The 21,815-nt window shown below is 55.0% G+C and carries 16 protein-coding genes; 2 read left to right on the top strand and 14 right to left on the bottom strand.

Annotation, left to right across the window (positions count from 1 at the left end; genetic code table 11):
* Positions 1-2: 2 nt before the first annotated feature.
* The 6 genes from tssM to RAC65_RS04150 form a co-directional block, all read right to left on the bottom strand.
* Positions 3-3,629 (bottom strand): type VI secretion system membrane subunit TssM, encoded by a 3,627-nt coding sequence (gene tssM, locus RAC65_RS04125; RefSeq protein ID WP_033742169.1) that lies wholly within the window; start codon positions 3,627-3,629, stop codon positions 3-5.
* A 3-nt stretch (positions 3,630-3,632) separates the two neighbouring features.
* Positions 3,633-4,880, bottom strand: a complete 1,248-nt coding sequence (locus RAC65_RS04130) for a DotU family type VI secretion system protein (RefSeq protein ID WP_080752842.1) — start codon at positions 4,878-4,880, stop codon at positions 3,633-3,635.
* A 16-nt stretch (positions 4,881-4,896) separates the two neighbouring features.
* Positions 4,897-6,237: a type VI secretion system baseplate subunit TssK gene (gene tssK, locus RAC65_RS04135; RefSeq protein WP_033742173.1), complete on the bottom strand. Its 1,341-nt coding sequence runs from the start codon at positions 6,235-6,237 to the stop codon at positions 4,897-4,899.
* Between the two features lie 21 nt (positions 6,238-6,258).
* Complete coding sequence (gene tssJ / locus RAC65_RS04140) at positions 6,259-6,762, bottom strand: type VI secretion system lipoprotein TssJ (protein ID WP_375096390.1); 504 nt, start codon at positions 6,760-6,762, stop codon at positions 6,259-6,261.
* Between the two features lie 23 nt (positions 6,763-6,785).
* Positions 6,786-7,382 (bottom strand): hypothetical protein, encoded by a 597-nt coding sequence (locus tag RAC65_RS04145; protein WP_033742175.1) that lies wholly within the window; start codon positions 7,380-7,382, stop codon positions 6,786-6,788.
* A gap of 1,078 nt (positions 7,383-8,460) precedes the next feature.
* Positions 8,461-9,921, bottom strand: coding sequence for an EmmdR/YeeO family multidrug/toxin efflux MATE transporter (locus RAC65_RS04150; RefSeq protein ID WP_375096391.1), 1,461 nt, complete (start codon positions 9,919-9,921; stop codon positions 8,461-8,463).
* Positions 9,922-10,266: 345 nt separating this feature from the next.
* Here RAC65_RS04150 and RAC65_RS04155 point away from each other — a divergent pair, with 345 nt between their 5' ends.
* Positions 10,267-11,721: an AMP nucleosidase gene (locus tag RAC65_RS04155; RefSeq protein ID WP_039338216.1), complete on the top strand. Its 1,455-nt coding sequence runs from the start codon at positions 10,267-10,269 to the stop codon at positions 11,719-11,721.
* Positions 11,722-11,798: 77 nt separating this feature from the next.
* On the opposite strand, the gene RAC65_RS04160 is transcribed toward RAC65_RS04155, so the two are convergent.
* Together RAC65_RS04160 and RAC65_RS04165 are read right to left on the bottom strand one after the other, a co-directional pair.
* Complete coding sequence (locus RAC65_RS04160) at positions 11,799-12,737, bottom strand: hypothetical protein (protein WP_375096392.1); 939 nt, start codon at positions 12,735-12,737, stop codon at positions 11,799-11,801.
* Positions 12,738-13,133: 396 nt separating this feature from the next.
* Positions 13,134-14,432 carry an NCS2 family permease gene (locus RAC65_RS04165; RefSeq protein WP_199227855.1) on the bottom strand — a complete coding sequence of 433 codons (1,299 nt, stop codon included), beginning with the start codon at positions 14,430-14,432 and terminating at the stop codon, positions 13,134-13,136.
* Positions 14,433-14,869: 437 nt separating this feature from the next.
* Between RAC65_RS04165 and RAC65_RS04170 the strand changes: the two genes are divergently transcribed.
* The gene (locus RAC65_RS04170) at positions 14,870-15,613 is read left to right on the top strand and encodes a response regulator (RefSeq protein WP_033739476.1); all 744 of its coding nucleotides are present in this window, start codon (positions 14,870-14,872) and stop codon (positions 15,611-15,613) included.
* Here the strand turns inward: RAC65_RS04170 and RAC65_RS04175 are convergent.
* The 6 genes from RAC65_RS04175 to RAC65_RS04200 form a co-directional block, all read right to left on the bottom strand.
* Entirely contained in the window at positions 15,550-16,602 is a 1,053-nt protein-coding gene (locus tag RAC65_RS04175) for a carbohydrate kinase family protein (RefSeq protein WP_262959202.1), read from the bottom strand. The two genes, RAC65_RS04170 and RAC65_RS04175, sit on opposite strands and share 64 nt — an antisense overlap.
* Positions 16,603-17,463 (bottom strand): ketose 1,6-bisphosphate aldolase, encoded by an 861-nt coding sequence (locus RAC65_RS04180; protein ID WP_033739478.1) that lies wholly within the window; start codon positions 17,461-17,463, stop codon positions 16,603-16,605.
* Complete coding sequence (locus RAC65_RS04185) at positions 17,463-18,155, bottom strand: D-lyxose/D-mannose family sugar isomerase (protein WP_054633547.1); 693 nt, start codon at positions 18,153-18,155, stop codon at positions 17,463-17,465. Before RAC65_RS04185 ends, RAC65_RS04180 begins: the two co-directional genes overlap by 1 nt.
* A 47-nt stretch (positions 18,156-18,202) precedes the next feature.
* The gene (locus tag RAC65_RS04190; protein WP_054633546.1) at positions 18,203-19,141 is read right to left on the bottom strand and encodes an ABC transporter substrate-binding protein; all 939 of its coding nucleotides are present in this window, start codon (positions 19,139-19,141) and stop codon (positions 18,203-18,205) included.
* A gap of 71 nt (positions 19,142-19,212) precedes the next feature.
* Positions 19,213-20,193: a ribose ABC transporter permease gene (locus RAC65_RS04195; RefSeq protein WP_033739482.1), complete on the bottom strand. Its 981-nt coding sequence runs from the start codon at positions 20,191-20,193 to the stop codon at positions 19,213-19,215.
* 10 nt (positions 20,194-20,203) lie between these two features.
* On the bottom strand, positions 20,204-21,718 hold the full coding sequence (locus tag RAC65_RS04200; RefSeq protein WP_054633544.1) for a sugar ABC transporter ATP-binding protein: 1,515 nt from the start codon (positions 21,716-21,718) through the stop codon (positions 20,204-20,206).
* Positions 21,719-21,815: the final 97 nt, after the last annotated feature.

A 21,815-nucleotide genomic window follows, 5' to 3' on the forward strand; every position in this document is an offset into this window, starting at 1 on the left:
TTTCAGGGACAGCTAAATGCAGGGAGCTGGAAGGGGTTCCTGATGCTGCCCGGCGTAAAGGACAACGTCACATTATGGCCGTCCACATTAAAGCTGGCTTCGCGCGTCAGCCCACCGACCGAGGTGACCTGTGCGCGGTCAAAGAAGCGATTAAGCGCCCATGGCCCGCTGGTGGTCAGCGTGGAGGTTGTGCCATTCGTCAGGCCCAGTTGCATGCGCACCTGACTGGTTCCCCCCGGACCGGGCCAGCTGACTAACTGCACCGCCTGTGGACCATGACTGTAGCGTAAGATTTGCCCGTCCACGTCCAGCGTCATATTAAGAATGTCGTTGTCCATTTTTACCGTGCGCAACGTCACGCGGAAAGAAGGCGTGGTGGCACCATTGGCAAAAAACGCATCGCGAATCGACTGAGCCTGCTGGAACGGACGCAGCAGCGCTTCGCCCCCCGGTAACGTTTTGCCATCAATGCCCGGCGTGAAACGCCATGCCGCGCGGGTGGTATCCACTTTACTGGCCAGATTGTCCCGGAAGAAGCTGTCCATCAGTCCGCTGCCTGGCGCAAACATGCGCGCCAGGTCGTCAGGCGTGACTTCACTTCGCGCGTTGCGCACTAAAGGATAGCGGCCGGCAATCGCCTGGCGACAGAAACTGCCAACTTCCATGGTAATGCGCTTGCGGACGTTATCCATATCGCGACGCTGTGCATCACTGCTGGCACCGACAGCCATACCGGAGACCATATTTTGCAGCGAGCCAGGCAAACGGCCCGCGCTGGCCTGCAGACGGCTGATCGCATCACTGGAGGGCGGTGGCATTCCGCTGTTCGCCGCGTCCTGTACGGCCGTGAGGTAACGATAGAGATCGTCAATCTGCTTCAGGAAATCATCCACGGCCAGCACTTTGCTGCCCTGCTGCAATGGCTGTGCCAGTTCGATAATCGGTGCGAAATGGGCCGTTACCGCTTGTTCAGGCGTTTGCTGCACCGCACCCTGTTCACCATTCGAGCGCGGCGAGGTAAACAGTGCCTGTAATGTGCGCGTGGCACTGTTATCTGACGCGGCTGCGGCGTTTTTCGCGCTCTTGTCGTCAGGTTGTGCCCGCGTCAGCGTGAGCTGTTTACTCAAATTAATAACCAGTTGCCGCAGCGGGGAATGGTTACTGGATAACAGACGTGCGGTATTAATACGCTGCGTTAAATCGGCACTGCTGTTGAGCTGAATATCGCTGAGAAACTGCTCCCACTGGCGAATATAGTCCTGAATATACAGCTGACGCACCGCCATATCGGTTTGTTTGCTGTCTTCATGGGCCGTTTCGCCGCCCAGCACCCAGATATCATCCTTGTAGAGGGCATCCGTCACGGGGGCGATCTCTTTATCAACGTGGTTCCAGTAGCCGTCGGGTGTGAAAAGTCCGGACACGCCTTCATTCACGGATTTACCGCTTTTACGTGAGAACACCAGTTCGCTTTGCGGCCCACCCAGGGCAGCCAGGGTCACGGGTGACAATGCACTATCGCGTTCCAGCAGGCGTTTCAGGCGTCCGTAAACGCGCTGTGACAGCGGCATCTGACTAATCAGCGCCTGCTCGCGCTTTACCAGCGCGTCATCCTTCGCATAGGGCGAGGACTGGATCTGTGTTTCCAGCAACTGCTGCAGGTGCCACGCCAGCTGTTTCACCTCCGCCTGCGTCACATCCTGAGGCAGTTCACGGGAGATATTTAACATCATCCACGCCTGAAGAAACTTACCGTCATAGTGCTTTGGCTGATACAGCATCTGATAAGCCTTCAGGGCTTCATAGCTGTAATCGGCATCGCTGCCGTTGTCATTGCGTAACCAGCGGGTAATATTTTGCGCCACTTGTGGCATCAACAGTTGTTTAAGTGCGCGATCGTATAACGCCTGCGTGGCGTCACTCACTTCCGTACCCCGATACAGTCCCATGCGACGCGTCAGCGGCGGATGCTCCAGGGAAAAAGACGCGCTTTCCGGCAGGTGCAACAGCGTGTTGAGATAAGGGACCAGCGCAAACAGGTTACCGTTCACCTCTTTTTGCAGTTTGTCACCCAGTTGCTCGACCTGCGGCGTTTTGGCCGCCATCTCCTGCAGATAAGTTTTATTTTTGTTGTAGCTGATCAGCCACAATGTCCCCGCAATCAGCACCAGGATAAGCAAGGCCAGGTAGCCCGACCAGAGCCCTACGCGATTACGGAGTTCCCACCAGCGATTGCTGCCCGCCAGGCCCGACTCCTGAAAGATGACGTTTTCCAGCACCCCTTTCAGGAAGAAACTCTGGCCTTTGTTCTGCGGAATCGGGGCCTCTTTATCCACCTTGTCCCAGCTACCTGACTCGCCCTGCTGCTGGCCCGGCAAGTGCAGTGCACGTGTCAGTTCGCCCATCACACGGTCAAATGGCAGCCCTTCCTGGGTGCCGCTGGCGAAATAGATCCCGCGCGGCGCAAACTGCGTTTCGAAATCAGAACGGGCAAAGAGAATATCCAGCGCTTCAGCCAACTGTGGGCGCAGCGCGGCAAATTCTTGTGGGAACAGATAACTTTCTGCCCGCGCCTGCGCATCACTTTCCGCCAGCAGAACATCCGCCAGCCCGGCATCCAGCCGCTGTTGCAACAGAGCATATTCCTGCTGGAACTGGCTGCTCAGTTCGAAATCCGCTGTCGACGCTTTCGCCCATGGGAAGGTAAATCCCCAGATCTGTTCGCGCTGTGTTTTATCCAGGCTGGCAAAATAACTGCGGAAACCTTTTAACAGGTCAGCTTTAGTGACCAGCACATAAACCGGAAAGCGAATGCCCAGTTGATCGTGAAGTTCCATCAGGCGCTGACGCAGCGCCATCGCCTGATTACGCATGGCGTCGGGCGATTGCGACAACAGATCAGCCACGCTGAGTGTCACAATGACGCCGTTTACAGGCTGACGGCCACGGTATTTGCGCAGCAGCGCCAGAAAATGGTGCCATTCACTGGCATCACGCTCCTGCTGACTTTCCTGCGTGGTATAGCGTCCTGCGGTATCCAGCAGGACAGCTTCATTTGTAAACCACCAGTCGCAGTTTCGTGTTCCGCCAATACCGCGTAAGGCCGCTTTGCCAAATTTATCGGCCAGCGGAAACTGCAAACCGGAATTCACCAGCGCCGTCGTTTTACCCGCGCCAGGCGCACCGATAATCATGTACCACGGCAGTTGGTACAGGTACTGATGGCTGAAGCGCTGCGCCCAGAAAGGGGCGCCTTTGCTGCTCTGGCGCTGAAAATGCGCCTTTTTCAGCATTTCTGTCGCTTCAGAGAAGCGGCTGGCAAGCACCTGATCCTCACTGGTCAGGCGTTTGCGCTCTTCCTCAGGTGCGTCCGGTTTACTGGTCTCCAGACTGGACATCAGTTTGCGGTTCAGCCAGTAGTTATACAGACGTGGGATCGCCTGACTCAGGCCCCAGACCACATACAGCAGCGCAATACTGATCATGCGGTTCTGTTCAGACTCCAGCGGCCGGGAATCCACTATCGAGAACACCGGGCCGATGACCCAAATGATAAATGATAACGCTGTGATACCGACGAAGCCCCACGCCAGGCGGCTGGTCAGTATCGAAAACAGGACATTCAGCATGGATTAGTTCCCTCTTGCCAGGCCGTTAAGTTCAGCTTTCGTCGTGTCAGGTGCGACCTGCAGCGTGATTTCAACACGACGGTTGCGGGCGCGGTTCTCTGCACTGTTATTAGGCACCAGCGGGTGCGTTTCGCCCCGCCCTTCCGCTTTGACACGTGACGGATTGGCCAGCTGTTTTTGCAACAGGTTCTGAACGGACTGAGCGCGAGCCAGCGACAGCTCGTAGTTCGATGCAAAACGTGCACTGCGAATCGGTACGTTATCGCTGTATCCCACGACCAGGATTTTCCCGCTGACGTTGTTCATGGCCTCGGCAATGCGCTGAATCACCGCATCATAACGCCCACGAACTTCCGTTGATCCAGAGGCGAATAAGCCGTCTCCTTTCAGCGTCACCACGCTCTGATCGGCCTCGTCACGCACCGCGACCAGGCCTTCATCGATTTCTGGTTTGAGGAAGGACTTCAGGTTCAGTGACGGCGGCGGCGGCGGTGCCGGATTTCGAATCTGCACTTCGGGCAGTGTCGTCTGATAAATTTTGGCCAGCACCGGCGAGGTGTAATCCCCCAGCCGCCAGTTAAGCACAATGTAGAACAGGCAGGCCGCCAGGCCCGCCAGCGCGGCACAGGCCCACAGCGGAATCATTGGTCGCCACAGTTTGCGCAACACCGGTTGATCGGTAGGATGCGGCGAAAGCGCAGCGGCAAAACTTCCCCTGACGCTTCGGATCATCTGCAGCAGGCGCTGTTTAATGGTGTCCAGCTGTGAACGCCCGTTGTCGAGTACGCGGTAGCGCCCTTCGAACCCCAGCACCAGACAGAAATAAATTAGCTCCAGTAACAGAATATGCTGTCGCGGATTTTGTGACAGTTTAGCCAGCAGCTGGAAAAACTTTTCGCCACCCCAGGTTTCATTATGAAAAGTTACCAGCAAGCCATTACTGGTCCACACACCGCGGCTGCCCCAGGGCGTCAGCGCAGCGGCTTCGTCCAGCGCCGTACACAGGCAGTAACGTGCGCCAACGATCACTTCGTAGCTCAGACCCGACTGCTGACAGGCCAGCTCGAAACGACGAATCTGTTCGATAAGTTGCTGGCGTAAACGGGCGGGATCGTCGTGCGATACCGAGTGACGAATCTGGGGAATGGCGTTGATCAGCGGATTAGCTGCGGCTACCAGCGTGTTCTGATGGCTCAGACTTAACTCCTGCTGAAAAGCATCACTGTTCGGTTTGTTTTGTTCCTGCATCATGCCTGCTCAGTTTGAATTATTCTGACTGACTGCGAATGGCCCAGAACTCCATGTTCAGGCCCGGAAACTCACCGGCAAGGTGCAGCGCGAAGGCACCCGATCGTTCCATCTCCTGCCAAAGCTCGCTGTTTTTATCCAACTCAAAATAGCTGTATCCCGCGTGCCAGGGGATTTGCGGGGGCGCGCCAGGCATGGCTCTCAGAGCCAGCCCCGGAAGCTGCAACTGCACGAGATCGCGAATTTTGGTCACAGGCGCGACTTTCATCTGTGCCGGGAAATGGGTTTTGAGTGCATCGGCGGGAACACTTGCCTTGACGGCCAACACGAAGCCAAATTCACGCACCATGCTGTTGTCTGGCACGGTGGCGACGTTCAGGCCGTGTGAACGCTGCGTCAGTGGCAGTTGAATGGCGCTCTCTTCCATGACCTGCGACAGCCCCTGACGCAGCAACAGGGTGAGGCGCGAAAAGCAACCTTGCAGATCATCGTGATCGTAAAGGGGAAGCGCATCAGGCGTACGGGCCTGCGTCCAGGTTGCCAGTTCCGCGGCCAGTTGTAACCAGTGGCTGTAGAGCGTTTCAGGATGCAGTAACGGCAGGTGCTGCAGATGAGCGTGCAGCCCCAACTGGCGATTAAGGAGCGCCAGCAGCATGAAATCCACCATATCTGCACTGTTAAAACGCCCGGTACCTGGCGCGCGCTGGCTCAGTTGCTGGCTGCGCTGCTGAATCATACCGTGCAAATCCGTCATCATGCTCTGAAGCGGACGACTGCCTGCAAGCGTTAAGGTAGGAGGGATATAGTCATTGTCTAAACGAATGTGGTTGTCACTGCGTTTTTCAACAATCTGCGCCACGCCCATGGCCGTCCACTCTGCGGTCAGATCCTGCTCCAGCATTAACCGCAGGCGAAGCTTGCCAAACTGGACAGTGGCGGTGCCAACAGCCTGCGCGTTGTCATCTTCGACTTCCGCTTCCCAGGCGAGGTAGCGCGCCAGAGAATCTGGCGCATCTTCAAACGTTACCGCTTCGCGGCCATTACGCCGCGCGGGGATGGCCAGCACCACTTTCGCCCGGTCAATATTCGCGGGCACGTCTAATGGGGCTGGACCTTGCTGGGGCTGGCTGAAAGCAAAAAACGTCCCATCCGGCAGACATCCACTGGCGGCATTGAGCGCCAGCTTGCCCTGCCGTAACAGCGCTTCATCAAATTCGAGATCGAAAAATCCCCAAATGTAAGGACGTTGCGACTGGCCCCATTCACGCAGCGAGCTTTGCAGAAAATTTTCTGCCTGCTGGAAATGGTGAGGACGCAAAAACATCCCTTCCGCCCAAACAACCTTTTCGGCTCTGTTCATAATCATCCTTTGAAGACGGTGTTATTGCTTAACGGGACGCATACCGGCATCGTCAACAATAATGTTGGCGTTTAGCTCACCATCATTGCTTTTCCAGAACTGCCAGAATGAACTGCTGTCGCTGTCCGGGAAAGGCAGCGCCAGCCGCCACACTTTGCCATCCAGCTTTTGATATTCCGCCATGATGCCGATAAACCGTGCCTCAGGCAGGCTTTTCGCACTCAGCGTTTTACTGAGCTGACCGGACATCAGGAAAAACTGCTGACTGTTAAGCAGCGTATTGCCTAATGCTGTCGCGGGTTGATTCTGTAATGTGAAAAAATCAGCGGACATAAACTCGGCATCCGACGTCAACAGCATGATGCGCACTTTGAGCGGCGCGCCAGCGTTGATGGGGGGATGCGCCTGAAAATTCAGGTTGTAGCGCGCGATATCGGGCTTACTGCTACTGCATGCGGTCAGCAGAAGTAGCAGGAAGGGCCAGAGCCATTTTTTCAGGCCAGCGCGCAAGTGGGTATGTGCCATATCTGCCCCTCCCTGCCCCTGACTTAGTTAATGATCCAGGTACCGTTATTGCTGTTCTGGCAGGCCTGGCTGTTGCCATCAACAGAGACGCAGGTCTTTTTCTTCGCGGCGGCACGCGCACGACGCTTAGGCTGATCGGCTTTGATGGTTTGGTCGTATAAATCGCTTTTTACCACTGCACGGAAAGGCACATAGCCAATGACTTTGACCGCATTAGTCGGTGCCTGAGGCGCGGCGCCCTTGCTGTCGGTGGCTTTCGCGTCAGTTGCGGGTGGTGAAACCGCGTCAGCTTCTTCGCCCAGTGCCAGCCAGTTATTTTCTACCTGACCCACAACGGTATAGGTTTCACCCGTTTTCAGCGTTTCCACGACCTTGCCGCCAAAATCCGGGCGTGTCATCACAGAGGCAGGATACAGGGCACGGTAACTCTCATTGACGGCGGTGAACTGTGCAGGCGCAGCTACGGCATGACGGTGAATCAGGGTAGTGCCATCAACGGTATTGGTGACCATTGTGTCATCTGTCATTTTTGGCGGTGTTTTACAGCCTGCAACAGCAAAAACAAACATCAGGCTTAATGCAATTCGAAAGTTCACCATTTTTTTCATATTTAGTTCCATTAATACCCAAAAAAGTGGCCTTTGGCCGGTGGTCAGCGCGTCGTATTGTTGCACAACGTCAACTGGACGCCAGATGACGCCAAGTCATTGATTAACAATACAAGTTGCCTGAATAGGAGCGTTGATTGAGTGTAAATTTTATACGATGAGCATGAACAGTATAGGCACAGTTCATAAAACCTGATGACCGGAGAAGCGGGTCGGCTGAATTTCACCAAATACATTCAGCAAACTGACCCATTCCTAAAAGCAAACGGTATTAAAGCAGCCAGATTATGTTTTGGTAAGACACGATTTTTGTTAGATAATCGTTAAACTTAACGGGGCTGGTTAATCGTTATTCGTGTGGGGAGAATGGTAACATCCTGCTTAAATTCCAGTCGATCTCACACAAATAGCAATAAATCAATGGGTTACAAAAAAATATGCAGCACCATAGCTACCGCACGAGCCTGTACATCCTGCTCGCCTGTGTAAAGTTCTTTTCCATTTATTAACATCTTACACAGCTTTACATATTGCCTTGAAAAATTCAATACAGCTCCCAGTTACGTAACTAAGTAATAGTATTTATGTTTTTTACTAACTCAAACAGATGACAATACGGTGAAACCTGCACATTTCGTACGTCTGATACTCATCTATGGTCTCAGCGCCCCTATCCTTTAGTATAAAAGCTTAAGCCAGATGAATATTTTAAGGTGCCGGATGGCCCTGAACGCTGAGAAAACCGTCAGCTCAAACGCGATGCGTAAGTTGAAAAGAGGAATTAAGTCAAATTTGGCTGCCTGGTCTTTCTGAAACAAAATCAATAACACATATTAATCAAAGAGTTAAACGAAGCAATGGCGTTAAATTTAAGAGTATTCCTACCCGAAGGCGATACGCGCGGCCCTGGATTCGAACGCATTTCGTCCGCTTTGCGGGAAAAGTGGGCACAGAACCGTCCTGACGAATGACGAAACCTGTGTAGAGGCAGGTAAATGAAAAGCGTGGCAGTATTAAAACAGACTGTGATGATGCGCGGCGCGAAGCTGCCACGCATCATCCCCTCTCACAAACGGGTGGCTGAAGGTATTCAGGTGGATTCTGCCCTGGCGAGCATCTTGCGGTAGTTATTAAGCCATTTTCCGCTTTTCAGCCGCCACCAGAAAAATCCGCCGCGCACCGTCCAGTCAAGGAACATGCCCAGCCAGACACCAATCACGCCCATACCGAGTTCAATGCCCAGCAGATAACCAATAACAACCCTTGCGCACCACATACTGAACATCGATACATACATCGTATAACGGGCATCACGCGCGCCCTTCAGGCCGGCGGGGAGCACCCAGGAGGCGGCCCAAATCGGCATAAACAGGGCATTCAGCCAGATAAGGTGTTTGGTAACGCTAATCACTTCCGGATCGCTGGTGTAGAAGCGTGCCAGCAGCCCCGCCAGCGGTATGGTCAGCGCAGCAACGCCTGTCAGACAGATTGTAGCCAACAGATAGACGTGCTTGATTTGCCGCTCTGCCTGAAAAACCTGGCATTTACCTAAGCGTTTTCCCGTAATAATGGTCGACGCCGATCCCAGCGCATTACCAGGCAGGTTAATCAGTGAGGCGATTGAAAACGCGATAAAATTGCCGGCAATTTCGTTGGTGCCCATGCCCGCCACAAAGACCTGTGTCAGTAACTTCCCGCCGTTAAACAGCACGGATTCAATACTGGCCGGCACACCGATGCTTAAGACTTCAAATAAAATACTGCTGTTCCAGCGCCTGAAATAGCTGGACAGCGAAATTCTCAGTGAGGCGTTGAAGCCAATCATTAACACGTAGATGACCGCTATTGCGCCAATGTAGCGGGTAATTGTCAGCCCTAATCCGGCCCCCACAAAGCCCAGCCCCTTCCACGAAAAACAGCCATAAATCAGCACACTGCTGATAACGATGTTAAGGATATTCATCCCACCGTTAATCAGCATCGGTATTTTCGTGTTCCCTGCCCCACGCAGCGCACCGCTACCAATCAGCGTAATGGCCGCCGCCGGATAACTCCATGCGGAAACCTGCAGATAGCTGAGTGCCAGCGCTTTCACTTTCGGTTCTGCTGCGCCTGCGATGGCGTCAATAATCAGATGCCCCCAGAACTCAATGGCGATAACCAGCACCAGGGCTAATACCGTCATCATTGCCAGCGACTGCCGTGTTGCGGCGCGGGCCCGTTTACCATTGCGTCTGGCCAGGCTAAACGCGACCACTACCGTGGTTCCCAGGTCGATGGCGGCAAAAAAGGAGATGACGACCATGTTGAAGCTGTCTGCCAGCCCGACGCCGGCCATGGCTTCTTTGCCCAGCCAGCTCACCAGGAAGGTACTTAACACGCCCATCAGTAGCACACAGGCATTTTCAAAAAAGATAGGAACTGCAAGAGGCGAAATTTCACGCCAGTACAGCGTGCGGTAAGCGCGACGTTTCGGATACCACGCCGTGCGCTTAATCGCCTGCACCACTGCTACGCCGGGATTTTGCAAAGGAGTACCAAATATGAACATGTCGGGAAAGAACTCTAATGATGGTAGCGTAAAGTGAAATATGCAAAACGTTTTGCATTCCTGTTAAATCATCGTTACACACTTTTCTGCTCTCGCCTTTAGTCGCGCCGAATCGGTGCTGCCATGCTCCGGTCCACCCTCTTGCCTTAGCGAAAGCCATTGCTGCCCTGCACATCCTGATGCTGTCGGGTTAATCCGTTTTTTTACTCAGTGCCGCATGATGCCCACTAGCCTCGCCCATAACAGGCAGCCGCAAAATGCGCGCGATCATAGATTCTTCACCCAATCCGTTGTTAAAACCGCTAAGCTGAGGAGCATTGTGGTAAGAACCTGAAAGGAGAAGTTATGCCAGCCCAACGGAAAAAGCTGACACGCGAACAGGCACTCAATGCGCTTGAGCAACTTTACAATGACGCCGTCGATGCGCTTCGTGCGTCCATCAAGGCCTACACGGAAGAAGGCGTGCTGCCGGACCCCGCCGCGCGTGAGCAAGGCCTGTTTGTTTATCCTGAATTACGCATTACCTGGCAGGGAGACGGACCGCAACAGAATCGCACGCGTGCATGGGGCCGTTTTACACATACAGGCAGTTACAGCACCACCGTCACCCGCCCCGCTTTACTTCGTCATTACATTTCAGAACAGCTGGCGATGCTGGAAAAAGAGTACGACGTGGACATCGAAGTCGGCCCGTCACAGCAGGAGATTCCCTACCCGTATGTAATAGACGGCTCTGACCTGTCGCTGGACCGGACCATGAGCGCCGGCATAGCCCGTCATTTTCCCACGACTGAACTCTCGCAGATTGGGGATGAAACGGCAGATGGCTTGTTTCATGCTGACGCCACCTTTCCCCTTTCCCACTTTGATGCGCTGCGCACCGACTTTTCGCTGGCACGCCTGCGCCACTATACCGGCACGGCTGTGGAGTATTTTCAGCCGTTCGTGTTGTTTACCAACTACACGCGTTATGTGGATGAATTCGTCCGCTGGGCCATCGAACAGGTACGCGATCCGTCAACCCCGTTTGACAGCCTGGTGTGCGCCGGAGATGTCATCCTGACGGCTGACACGGAAAACAATGACGCGATGCTGTCCGATCTGGCCTGGAAAAAACATCAGATGCCTGCCTGGCATCTGACGTCACCGCATCGTCGCGGCATCACGCTGATCAATATCGGTGTGGGTCCTTCTAATGCCAAAACCATCTGCGATCACCTTGCCGTCATTCGCCCTCATGCCTGGCTGATGATAGGTCACTGCGGCGGCCTGCGCGAAAGTCAGCGTATTGGGGATTACGTGCTGGCCCATGCGTATTTGCGTGACGATCATGTACTGGATAGCGTGCTGCCACCGGATATCCCGATTCCCAGCATCGCCGAAGTTCAGCGCGCCCTCTACGATGCCACCAAATCGGTCAGCGGTATGCCCGGCGAAGAAGTCAAAGAGCGCCTGCGCACCGGTACTGTCGTCACCACCGATGACCGTAACTGGGAGCTGCGTTACTCGGCTTCTGCCCTGCGCTTTAATCTCAGCCGCGCCGTGGCGGTGGATATGGAAAGTGCCACCATTGCCGCCCAGGGTTACCGCTTCCGGGTGCCTTATGGCACGTTACTCTGTGTTTCCGATAAACCGTTACACGGCGAAATTAAGCTGCCCGGTCAGGCGAATCGCTTTTACGACGGCGCCATCTCTGAACACCTGCAGATTGGGATTCAGGCGGTAGAGCTGTTACGGGCTGAGGGTGACAAGTTACATTCGCGTAAACTGCGAACGTTTAACGAACCCCCGTTCCGTTAAAGAGTAAAATCAAAGACGGTATTAAGGGTGAGTCTCTTTCACATTAATGCCGTCGTCCCTTCTCCGTTTCTGCTGAATCAGGCTGCGTTCAGTACGGCAGTATTTATAAACCAGGCAAACACAGCCAGAATAGCCGGGACCATAAATGTCCAGATAAGGCGATTATTCAGGCTTTCAAATCGCGCATCCAGCTTATCGAATTGCTCATCCACCTTGTCGAATCGCTGATCCACCTTGTCGAAGCGACGATCCATTCCGTCGAGTCGTTTATCAATGCCATCAAGGCGATAGTCGATTCCGTCTAGCCGCTTATCCACGCCATCGAGCCGACAGTCGAGTCCGTCCAGCCGCTTATCCACGCCATCAAGCCGACAGTCGATGCCGTCCAGCCGCTTATCCACACCATCAAGCCGACAGTCGATGCCGTCCAGCCGCTTATCCACACCATCAAGCCGACAGTCGAGTCCGTCCAGCCGCTTATCCACGCCATCAAGCCGACAGTCGATGCCGTCCAGCCGCTTATCCACACCATCAAGCCGACAGTCGAGTCCGTCCAGCCGCTTATCCACGCCATCAAGCCGACAGTCGAGTCCGTCGAACCGCTTGTCCATACCATCGAACCGACAGCCAAGTCCGTCCAGCCGCTTATCTGTCCCATCAAATCGGCTGTCAGTATCATCAAATTTCGCTATGACAACCGAGAAGCTGGCGTCAATGCTGTTAAACCGGTTAGTAACGTCGACTAATACCTTATTGATTTCAAAAATTTTGCTGTCAATACGATCCTGCCTGTTCTCAATACCGGCAAACTGACTCCCGACGTGTTCTACATTTTCTTCCAGGCTAGTGAATCGCTGAAGCATTTCAACGTGAAACAGCGTTTGCTCTGAGCGCAGTATTTCAAGATCGGTTTTCGTCGCAAATGCCGTCGCGCGCCCACTGAACAGCGCCAGATCAATTTTCATCTGATGGCTGTCTTGCTCCAGTCGCTCAAAGCGCTTTTCAAAATTTTCCATTGTTTTGCCTCCCGTCCCGCAATGACGGTCGATTACGTTTGGCTTTCCGCGATCCCGTTTTATACAAAGGTTGCCCATTATCAGTCCCTGACAGGCGGATTACATGCATCCGTTAACGTTATTCACGACCTGCTTCGACGTTATTGAAGCAAAGTCCCGCACAATAAACATTACCTGATTGAATAAGAACGCAAAATAAAACCAGCGTGCCGCCTTATTCAGAAGGTGTTGTCGAAGAGTAAGAGGTGAAAGGCGTGAAGAAAAGGCAGTTCATATTCATTTTGGAAGAGAATGCACAACGATTGAAAAAGCTGAGGCAGCCTGGTGATGCATCGACGCGAAATATAACGCTAAAACCGTTACAGCATATTAAATATGCTGTAACGGTGAAGTTAATTATGCACTCAACCAGCCGAGCTTAATGACAAACAGCAGGGAAAGAATAATCAGCGCCGCATTAATTTCTTTCGTCCGCCCACTCAGCAGTTTCACTACGGTCCAGGTGATAAAGCCGAAAGCGATACCGTTTGCAATGGAATACGTTAATGGCATGGTCAGGGCCGTCACCGTAACAGGAGCCGCAGTAGTAATGTCTTTCCAGTCGATCTCGGCCAGGCCTGAGGTCATCAGCACAGCCACAAAGAGCAGTGCGGGTGCCGTGGCGTAAACCGGCACGCTGGAAGCCAGGGGTGAAAAGAACAGCGCCAGTAAAAACAGCACCGCCACCACCACAGCCGTTAATCCGGTACGGCCACCGGCGCTGACGCCTGCAGCCGATTCGACATAGCTGGTGGTCGTGGACGTTCCCAGCAGAGAACCAAACAGCGCCGCCGCACTGTCCGCCACAAGCGCGCGCCCCATTTTAGGCACGTTGCCCTCTTCGTCAGCCAGCCCGGCACGTTTGGTCACGCCCAGCAGCGTTCCCGTGTTATCAAACACGTCGACAAACAGGAACGCAAAAATCACGCTAATCAAACCCACGTTAAACGCACCCGCGATATCCAGATGCATAAACGTCGGGGCGATGGACGGCGGGGCAGAAAATACGCCGCCAAACGGCGTCAGGCCAATTCCCATGGAGATAAAGGTAATGATCAGAATGCCAATCAAGACTGCGCCCGTCACACGGCGCGCCTCCAGCACGACGATGATGATAAAACCTAACATCGCCAGCAGTGGCCCAGGCTTGGTCAAATCACCAATTCCTACCAGCGTGGCCGGATTGTCGACGACGATTCCCGCCCCTTCCAGCGCGATAATCGCCAGGAACAGACCAATACCGGCGGCAATCCCCGCACGCAACGGCAACGGAATGCTTTTGATAATCCATTCGCGAATTTTAAAGATTGATAACGCAAAGAAGATAACCGCAGACAGGAATACCGCGCCCAGCGCAATCTGCCAGGTGTAGCCCATGTGCAGCACAACGGTATACGTGAAGAACGCATTCAGGCCCATTCCCGGTGCCAGGGCGATAGGATAGTTGGCAATCAGTCCCATCAACACAGAACCAATTGCTGCCGCCAGACAGGTCGCGACGAAGACCGCACCTTTGTCCATGCCGGTCGCCCCTAAAATACTGGGGTTAACAAACAGGATATAAGCCATTGCCAGAAAGGTCGTGATCCCGGCGATGATTTCGGTGCGAACCGTTGTGTTGTGCGCTTTTAATTTAAATAGTTTTTCTAACATCATTATCTCTCGATGATAGAGACGTCACTCAGGTACGTGCTCTCTTGCCAAAGTTATTATCATGCTGTTTGTGGTAATGCCGACGGCTGGCCCGCGCCGTTGCAGGCCTGCTAAAAACCGGGGTTGCTTTCCTTTGTCATGTGAGCAATTGCTAAGGCTTAAGCAATTGCTGTGCCAGTCCGACACGCAATCGATTACCTGAATAAGCGCAAACGAGCCTTAAGAGAATTCTGAACCGAATCAGGGCGCGATTATGGTGCATTGCCCCCTAAATGCGCAAACGTTTTCCTTTCGGTGCCGAAAAGGCGAAAAAAGGGTGCTGACGCACGCTTCAACACTTAGTGAGGCGACGCTGGTCACGTTTCAGCCGCATTAACCTGCAGGCAAAAGGGGAATGTGTAAACTCGAAATTAACTCTTTAGTAACATTGAGGTCACACAATGAAGCCAGCAGTTCTGGTGGTGGATGATGATCCTGCGGTCTGCGATCTGTTGCAGGACGCGCTCAGTGAACATGCTTTACGGGTTTATCGTTGTCATCAGGGTAAAGAGGCGCTGGCGATGGTCAGTGCTCACCCGGACATCGCGCTGGTAATGTTGGATATGATGTTGCCTGATACCAATGGATTGCTGGTGCTCCAGCAGTTGCAGCGTCAACGGCCTGATATCCTCGTAATCATGCTGACCGGCATGGGATCGGAATCGGAGATGGTCGTGGGTCTGGAGATGGGCGCGGACGACTATATTGCTAAACCATTCAATCCCCGCGTGGTCGTGGCCCGCGCACGCGCCGCCCTCAGACGCAGCGGACGTGCCGCAACCAGTGATGACGCGCAGTCAGGCTGGCGCTTCAATGGCTGGGTGCTTGATGAAGCACGCTGCCAGTTACTCAATCCTCAACGCGAAACGGTTCCTCTGACGCAGGGGGAATATACTTTGTTACGCGCCATGGTACGGCATGCACGCAAGGTCCTGACGCGCGATCAGTTATTAGAACTGACCCACAGCGAGACGATGGATGTCTTTGACCGCACGATCGATGTGCTGATCATGCGGTTACGCCGTAAAATTGAAGCCAATCCGCATCAGCCCGGCCTGATCCGCACTATCCGCGGGCTGGGCTATGTTTTTTCTGCCGATGTGGTCAAACCTGAAGGGCTGGGACTTTCCACACAAACCGCCTGAGCCATCCATTCACGCATGTCGCGCAAGGGGCGAATGCCGTCTGTCGCATTGGCGGCACGCAGATTAAAACAGGCGCAGGTATGGGCCAGTTTCAGCGTCGAGACCATATCCTCGCCTTCATGGCTGGCAAACAGCACGCCCGCACAAAATGCATCACCCGCTCCGACGCTGCCCACAATGTCGTCGGGTGCCAGCTGCCAGGCGGGCTGCCAGACACCTTCGCCGTCCGCTTCACGTCCCCATGCGCCCTCGGGCGCATGGATAACAACACGCTGACGCACGCCCTGCTCCGCCAGCCACTGCGCGGCACGGGCAAAAGCGGCGGGCGGCTGAATGCCGCGGCCATCACGTAACAGCACGCCTGACAACGCCTGCGCTTCCAGTTCATTAATCACCAGATAATCCAGCCAGCGTAAGGCGGGCAGCACCTGAGGGCGGTAATCGCCCGCGCGGGAAGCCAGATCCAGGGACGTGAAATAGCCCCGCTGCTGCATGTGTGCCAGCAACCGGGCGCTGCGGGTACCAAATTCGCTGTCCACGCTATCCAGCGTTTCCAGCAGCAGCAAATACCCCAGATGAAAGATGCGCTGTGCGTCATCGACGGCGGCGAAGTGCGGTCTGTCCAGTAAGCTGTTGGCGCCGGGTGAAAAGAAAAAAGTCCGTTGTCCGTCCGGTGTCGTCATCACCTGGGTCATCGCTGTAGGCTTGTCGTCGGTGCGCTGCACTAACCGGTAGTCAATCTGCGCCGCTTTCATCATAGCCAGCAGAAAATCGCCATCGGCGTCATTGCCGAGCAGGCCAATCGCCGCCAGCGGCAGTGCGCACTGCATGCGCGACAGCGTGAGCAGAACATTGAGCGGCGCGCCACCTGCGGCCTTTTCGCTGTGCTGTATTTCGGTCAGCCAGCCCTGTTCCGGCCAGTGGCTGATGCGATGCACATAATCCACCAGCATGACACCTGCGGCCAGAATGCCGCTTCGCGTTGCCATTTACGCCTGGCCTGCGCTGCCGAAAATGTTCATCTGCTGCATAACGGTTTCACAAATCGCCTTTTCCACCGCCATCAGTAACTCTGCGAACTCATCATAACGGGTATTGCGCGAGGCCAGGCTGCGTTCCACCGCGTCAAGGGCCGCCTGAGACATGCCGGTGTAAAAGTTAATTTTGTGGATACCGAGTGAGATTGCCCGACGGAAATCCGCGTCGCTGATGCCCGACCCGCCGTGCAGCACCAGCGGTACACCGGTTTGCTGACGAATCGCCGCCAGCCGGTCAAAATCCAGTTTGGGTTCCCCTTTGTATTTGCCGTGCGCATTACCAATGGCGACCGCCAGCGTATCAATGCCGGTTTCGCGCACAAATTCAGCGGCCAGTCGCGGATCGGTAAATTTCTCGCTGTCGGCTTCCCCAAACAGTGCGCCGCCTTCATCACCCCCGACTGCGCCCAGCTCTGCCTCAACGGAAACGCCGACGGCATGTGCGGCGCGAACCACTTCCCGCGTCTGGCGAATGTTCTCTTCATAGCTCAGGGTCGAACCGTCAAACATCACCGAGGTGAACCCGAGACGAATCGCCTGCATCACCGCCTCAAAGTGCAAGCCATGATCCAGATTCAGCACCACCGGAACAGTATGCTTCGCGGCTTCAAAACGGATTGCCTCAGTGATCTGATCGAGCGTGACGTACTTAAAATGCACTTCGGCAATGTTGATAATAAACGGCGAGCGCTGTCGCTCTGCCGCATCAAACAGCGCACGCAGGAAATGGCTGTCCAGGACATTAAACGCGCCCAGCGCATAACCCTGTTGCTGGGCATGCGCCAGCCCCTGTGCCAGAGAAATCAAAGCCATCATTCACTCCTCAAGGTGAGCCAGCGGGAATAGTCGTTACAAAGCAGCCTCTGGGGTTCCTCATCCTCGTCAAGGTCGTTGAAACGCGCCAGCGGCGTCAGGAAGACGTTGTCGTTGTCATCATCGTTGGGCATGGAGACTTCCCCCACCAGCACGTCACCAAAGCCGTTTTCGCCCCAGAAGCTGTGCCAGACGCCCGCGACGAGCGTGACACTTTCACCAGGGGAAAGCCTGATCTGCGAACCCGCCGCATGGGTTTGCCGGATGCCGTCCAGGGAAACCGTCACCGGCGTGGCGGCTTTGTCATGGCCTTCACGGTTATACAGCTCGACAATCAGGTTGCCGCCGCCGCGATTAATAATGTCTTCCATCTTGCGCGGATGGTAATGCATCGGCGTTACCTGCCCTTCACGCACGTGCATCACTTTTTCTGCATAAGGTTTGTGCCAGGGCGTTCCGTGCGGCGAGCCGTTGCGGAGTGTGAATAACGTCAGGCCGGTTTGCAGAAAATCGTCGCCACCAAAACTGGTCAGATCCCAGCCCAGGCGTAAGGCAACGATTTCAGTGATGTCCTCCTGTTGCTGACGCCACTGCCGGAGACCGTAATCGGCCCAGGACGGCAGAGGGACGTCCTGACGGGTGAAAAAGTCTCGCGTATATTGCAAATGTCTGTTCACGTCGGCGCGTTTCATCTTCCGCTCTCCCGTTAAGGCGGCACCCTGCGATGCCGCCTGCTGGTTTATTTCACGGTCCAGCCTTTGTAGCTGCCGACATTATTACGGTCGATCAGCTTCACCGGGATCAGCACGGGTTTATCCGGTGCGGGTTTTCCCTGCAGGATGTCGTAACCGATTTCGACGGCTTTCGCGGCCATCACCTGAGGATCCTGAGCGGGCGTGGCGGCAAAGAGCGAGTTCTTACGCTTCAGCGCTTCTTCGCCGTCCGGTGAGCCGTCCACTCCGACAATGAAGAACTCGTTACGCTGTGCCTGTTTCGCCGCTAAATCCGCGCCAATTGCGGTTGGATCGTTAATCGCGAACACGGCATCGATTTTCGGGTTGGCCGACAGCAGGCCGGTCATCACTTCCAGGCCGCCTTCACGGCTGCCTTTGGCGTTCTGATTAGAAGAAAGCAGTTTGATGTCAGGATGGCGTTTCAGCGCCGTCATACAGCCTTCCACGCGGTTTTGCACCGCCGAGACCGGCGGCCCGTTGATAATGACGACGTTGCCTTTGTCTTTCAGACGGTCAGCGATATATTTACAGGCCATTTCACCGGCCTGAGTGTTATCCGAGGTGATCGTCGCGTTGGCACCGTCGGCGGCGACGTCGACAGCCACCACCACAATCCCGGCATCCCGTGCGCGTTTCACTGCGGGCGCGATCCCTTTTGAGTCCGCGGCATTCAGGATAATCATGTCGACTTTAGCGGCGATGAAGTTATCTATCTGCCCTACCTGCTGTCCAAGATCGTAGCCACTCGACACCAGCGTCACCTTGACGTTATCGCCAGCCAGCTGGCGCGCCTTCATCTCTGCGCCCTTGGTGATTTGCACGAAGAACGGGTTAGCCAGATCGCCCACCGTCACGCCAATCGATTTCAGTTCTTTTGCCTGAGCCATACCGGCGCTGAGCAGCGTTGCCGCCAGCAACCCGGTTACAATCGGATTAAAACGCATAGATCTTCTCCTGCTGTTATTTATCGGCCAACTGCTGAATGGCGCGTTGTGTACTCTCTGCATAGGGGACATCAGCCCACATGATGACGCGTGCGATATTTGTCGATCAGAACGGCGATGATGATCACGGCACCTTTAATCACCAGCTGCCAGAAATAAGAAACGCCCATCAATGTCATGCCGTTGTTCAGCGTGGCAATAATCAGTGCGCCAATCAGCGTGCCGGTAATGGTGCCGATTCCCCCCACAAAACTGGTGCCGCCCAGAATGACCGCCGCAATGGCATCCAGCTCGTAACCCATGCCCAGATTGCCGTTGGCGCTGTAGAGACGTGAAGCGCTCATCAGCCCGCCCAGGCCGGACAGCAAGCCGCTCATCCCGTAAACGAACAGCAGTACCAGCCCGACTTTGATCCCGGTCAGACGGGCTGCCTGGATATTGCCGCCTACGGCGTAGATGTGAACGCCCAGCGTGGTGCGGCGCAGGATGAACCAGCAAAGCGCAATCACCGCGAACGCAATAACAATCAGCCACGGTACCGGCCCCAGATAGCCATTGCCTATCCACTCGAAATTGATATCGGCGTTGATGACCGTGGTGCCGTTCGCCAGCAGATAGGCGGCTCCGCGCAGTGCGGTATAGGTGCCCAGCGTCACGATAAACGGCGGAAGCCCGGCCCAGGCCACCAGAATGCCGTTAAACAGGCCCATCGCCAGCCCGGCTCCCAGCGCCATCGGAATCGTGAGCGAGGCCAGCATCGGATCCAGCGAAGTGAGCAACGCCACCACTGCCGTCGTGCCCAGCATTGAGCCGACAGATAAATCGATACCGCCGGTAAGAATGACAAACGTCATGCCTGCGGCCAGTACAATGTTGATGGACGCCTGGCGCGTAATATTCAGTAAATTGGCTTCGGTAAAGAAATTGGGTGTGACAACGCCGAAGACCGCCACGATTAAAATCAAAATGGGTAAAATGCCGACGGTCTGCATGATGTCGCCCATCAGGGCTCGTCTGACCGTGGGTGGATGAATCCGTGCCGTTTGTGTCATGGTTTTATCCTCATACTTCAAGCGGTGATGCGCTATACGCACCGGTTGCCAGCGTCATGATGTTTTCCTGACTAATCTCGTTACCTGCCAGTTCCCCTGCGATAGTGCCTTCATGCATCACATAAACCCGGTCACTCATGCCGACCACTTCCGGTAATTCACTGGAGATCATCAGAATGGCCACGCCCTGCCGCGCCATATCCTGCATCATGCGGTAAATCTCGCTTTTGGCCCCGACGTCCACGCCGCGCGTCGGCTCATCCAGGATGAGAATGCGCGGACCAATGGCAATCCAGCGGGAAATCAGCAGCTTCTGTTGGTTGCCACCGGACAGGCCTCCTGCCCGCACCAGCGCGTGGGGAACCCGGATATTGAGCGCGGCAATCGCCTCGCTGGCGATCTTTCTGGCTTGACGGCGGTTCAGCATGCCGTACTGCGCATCCCGTTCCAGCGTGGCCATCACGATGTTTTCCTGTGCAGCCATTTCAAGGAATAATCCCTGCTCTTTGCGGTTCTCGGTCAGAAAGCCAATGCCGTGCGCAATCGCTTCTCTTGGGGAGTGAATCTCTACCTTCTGGCCGTCCACCCAGATTTCACCCTGCTGAAGCCGGTGCACGCCAAAAATCAGCTGGGCCAGTTCGCTGCGTCCCGCACCAACCAGGCCGGCCAAGCCAACAATTTCGCCTGCCCGCACGTTAAGGCTACAGGGCTGTACCTTGCCGCCATCGGACAGGTTGTGCAGAGCCAGACGCACCTCGCCGCGAGGAATGGTGCGGTCTTTATTGAACAGATCGCTGAGTGGGCGTCCCACCATCATGCGCACCAGTTCGCTGGCGTTAAGGTTGTCGCGCGTCAGACTGCCGACGTACTGCCCGTCGCGCAGTACGCTGACGCGATCCGACAGCTCATACACTTCCGCCATGCGATGACTGATGTAGATAATCGCCATTCCCTGGCTGCGCAGCCGTTTGATCAGGGCAAAGAGTTGTTCAGTTTCGCGGCTGGATAAGGCGGCGGTGGGCTCATCCATCACCAGAATACGGCTGTTGCGATGCAGGGCGCGCGCAATCTCCACCTGTTGCTGCTCGGCAATGCTCAGCCTGCTGACTTTGTCCGTTGCGCTGAACTGCGCGCCTAAGTGGTTAATAACCTGCTGCGCTTCACGGGCCATCTGGTGACGCCTGACCATGCCAGCACGGGTGATTTCGCTTCCCAGAAAGATGTTTTCTGCCACGGTGAGATTCGGAGCAAGGTTGATTTCCTGATAGATCAGCGTAATCCCGGCCGCTAATGCCGCTTTCGGTCCTTTAAGCGGATACGGCTCGCCGTTGATCAACACCTCGCCGCTGGTGGCCGTATAGGCCCCCGCCAGAATCTTCATCAGGGTGCTTTTGCCCGCGCCATTTTCCCCCATCAGCGCATGCACCTCGCCAGGATAAACGGTCAGGTCAACGCCTTTCAGTGCGTAGAAGTGGCCAAAACGCCGGGTGATCTGACGCATTTCAAGTATCGGCTTAGCTGTCATCGCCCCGCTCCTGCTGATTATGGATAGCCGCGAGTTAAGCAGGAGAAGATAAATGGATAATGTCAGCGGCCATTCATATTTGTCATATTCCGCTTCG

The organism is Pantoea sp. BS_8, from assembly GCF_041954965.1.
Classification (GTDB): Bacteria; Pseudomonadota; Gammaproteobacteria; order Enterobacterales; family Enterobacteriaceae; genus Pantoea; species Pantoea stewartii.

What these genes read in the sequence shown, in the direction of transcription:
- tssK (WP_033742173.1), bottom strand. Translation starts at nt 6,237, where the DNA reads ATGAACAGAGCCGAAAAGGTTGTTTGGGCGGAAGGGATGTTTTTGCGT.
- tssM (WP_033742169.1), bottom strand. Translation starts at nt 3,629, where the DNA reads ATGCTGAATGTCCTGTTTTCGATACTGACCAGCCGCCTGGCGTGGGGC.
- RAC65_RS04170 (WP_033739476.1), top strand. Translation starts at nt 14,870, where the DNA reads ATGAAGCCAGCAGTTCTGGTGGTGGATGATGATCCTGCGGTCTGCGAT.
- tssJ (WP_375096390.1), bottom strand. Translation starts at nt 6,762, where the DNA reads ATGGCACATACCCACTTGCGCGCTGGCCTGAAAAAATGGCTCTGGCCC.
- RAC65_RS04165 (WP_199227855.1), bottom strand. Translation starts at nt 14,432, where the DNA reads ATGATGTTAGAAAAACTATTTAAATTAAAAGCGCACAACACAACGGTT.
- RAC65_RS04155 (WP_039338216.1), top strand. Translation starts at nt 10,267, where the DNA reads ATGCCAGCCCAACGGAAAAAGCTGACACGCGAACAGGCACTCAATGCG.
- RAC65_RS04185 (WP_054633547.1), bottom strand. Translation starts at nt 18,155, where the DNA reads ATGAAACGCGCCGACGTGAACAGACATTTGCAATATACGCGAGACTTT.
- RAC65_RS04190 (WP_054633546.1), bottom strand. Translation starts at nt 19,141, where the DNA reads ATGCGTTTTAATCCGATTGTAACCGGGTTGCTGGCGGCAACGCTGCTC.
- RAC65_RS04195 (WP_033739482.1), bottom strand. Translation starts at nt 20,193, where the DNA reads ATGACACAAACGGCACGGATTCATCCACCCACGGTCAGACGAGCCCTG.
- RAC65_RS04175 (WP_262959202.1), bottom strand. Translation starts at nt 16,602, where the DNA reads ATGGCAACGCGAAGCGGCATTCTGGCCGCAGGTGTCATGCTGGTGGAT.
- RAC65_RS04180 (WP_033739478.1), bottom strand. Translation starts at nt 17,463, where the DNA reads ATGGCTTTGATTTCTCTGGCACAGGGGCTGGCGCATGCCCAGCAACAG.
- RAC65_RS04160 (WP_375096392.1), bottom strand. Translation starts at nt 12,737, where the DNA reads ATGGAAAATTTTGAAAAGCGCTTTGAGCGACTGGAGCAAGACAGCCAT.
- RAC65_RS04145 (WP_033742175.1), bottom strand. Translation starts at nt 7,382, where the DNA reads ATGGAACTAAATATGAAAAAAATGGTGAACTTTCGAATTGCATTAAGC.
- RAC65_RS04130 (WP_080752842.1), bottom strand. Translation starts at nt 4,880, where the DNA reads ATGATGCAGGAACAAAACAAACCGAACAGTGATGCTTTTCAGCAGGAG.
- RAC65_RS04150 (WP_375096391.1), bottom strand. Translation starts at nt 9,921, where the DNA reads ATGTTCATATTTGGTACTCCTTTGCAAAATCCCGGCGTAGCAGTGGTG.
- RAC65_RS04200 (WP_054633544.1), bottom strand. Translation starts at nt 21,718, where the DNA reads ATGACAGCTAAGCCGATACTTGAAATGCGTCAGATCACCCGGCGTTTT.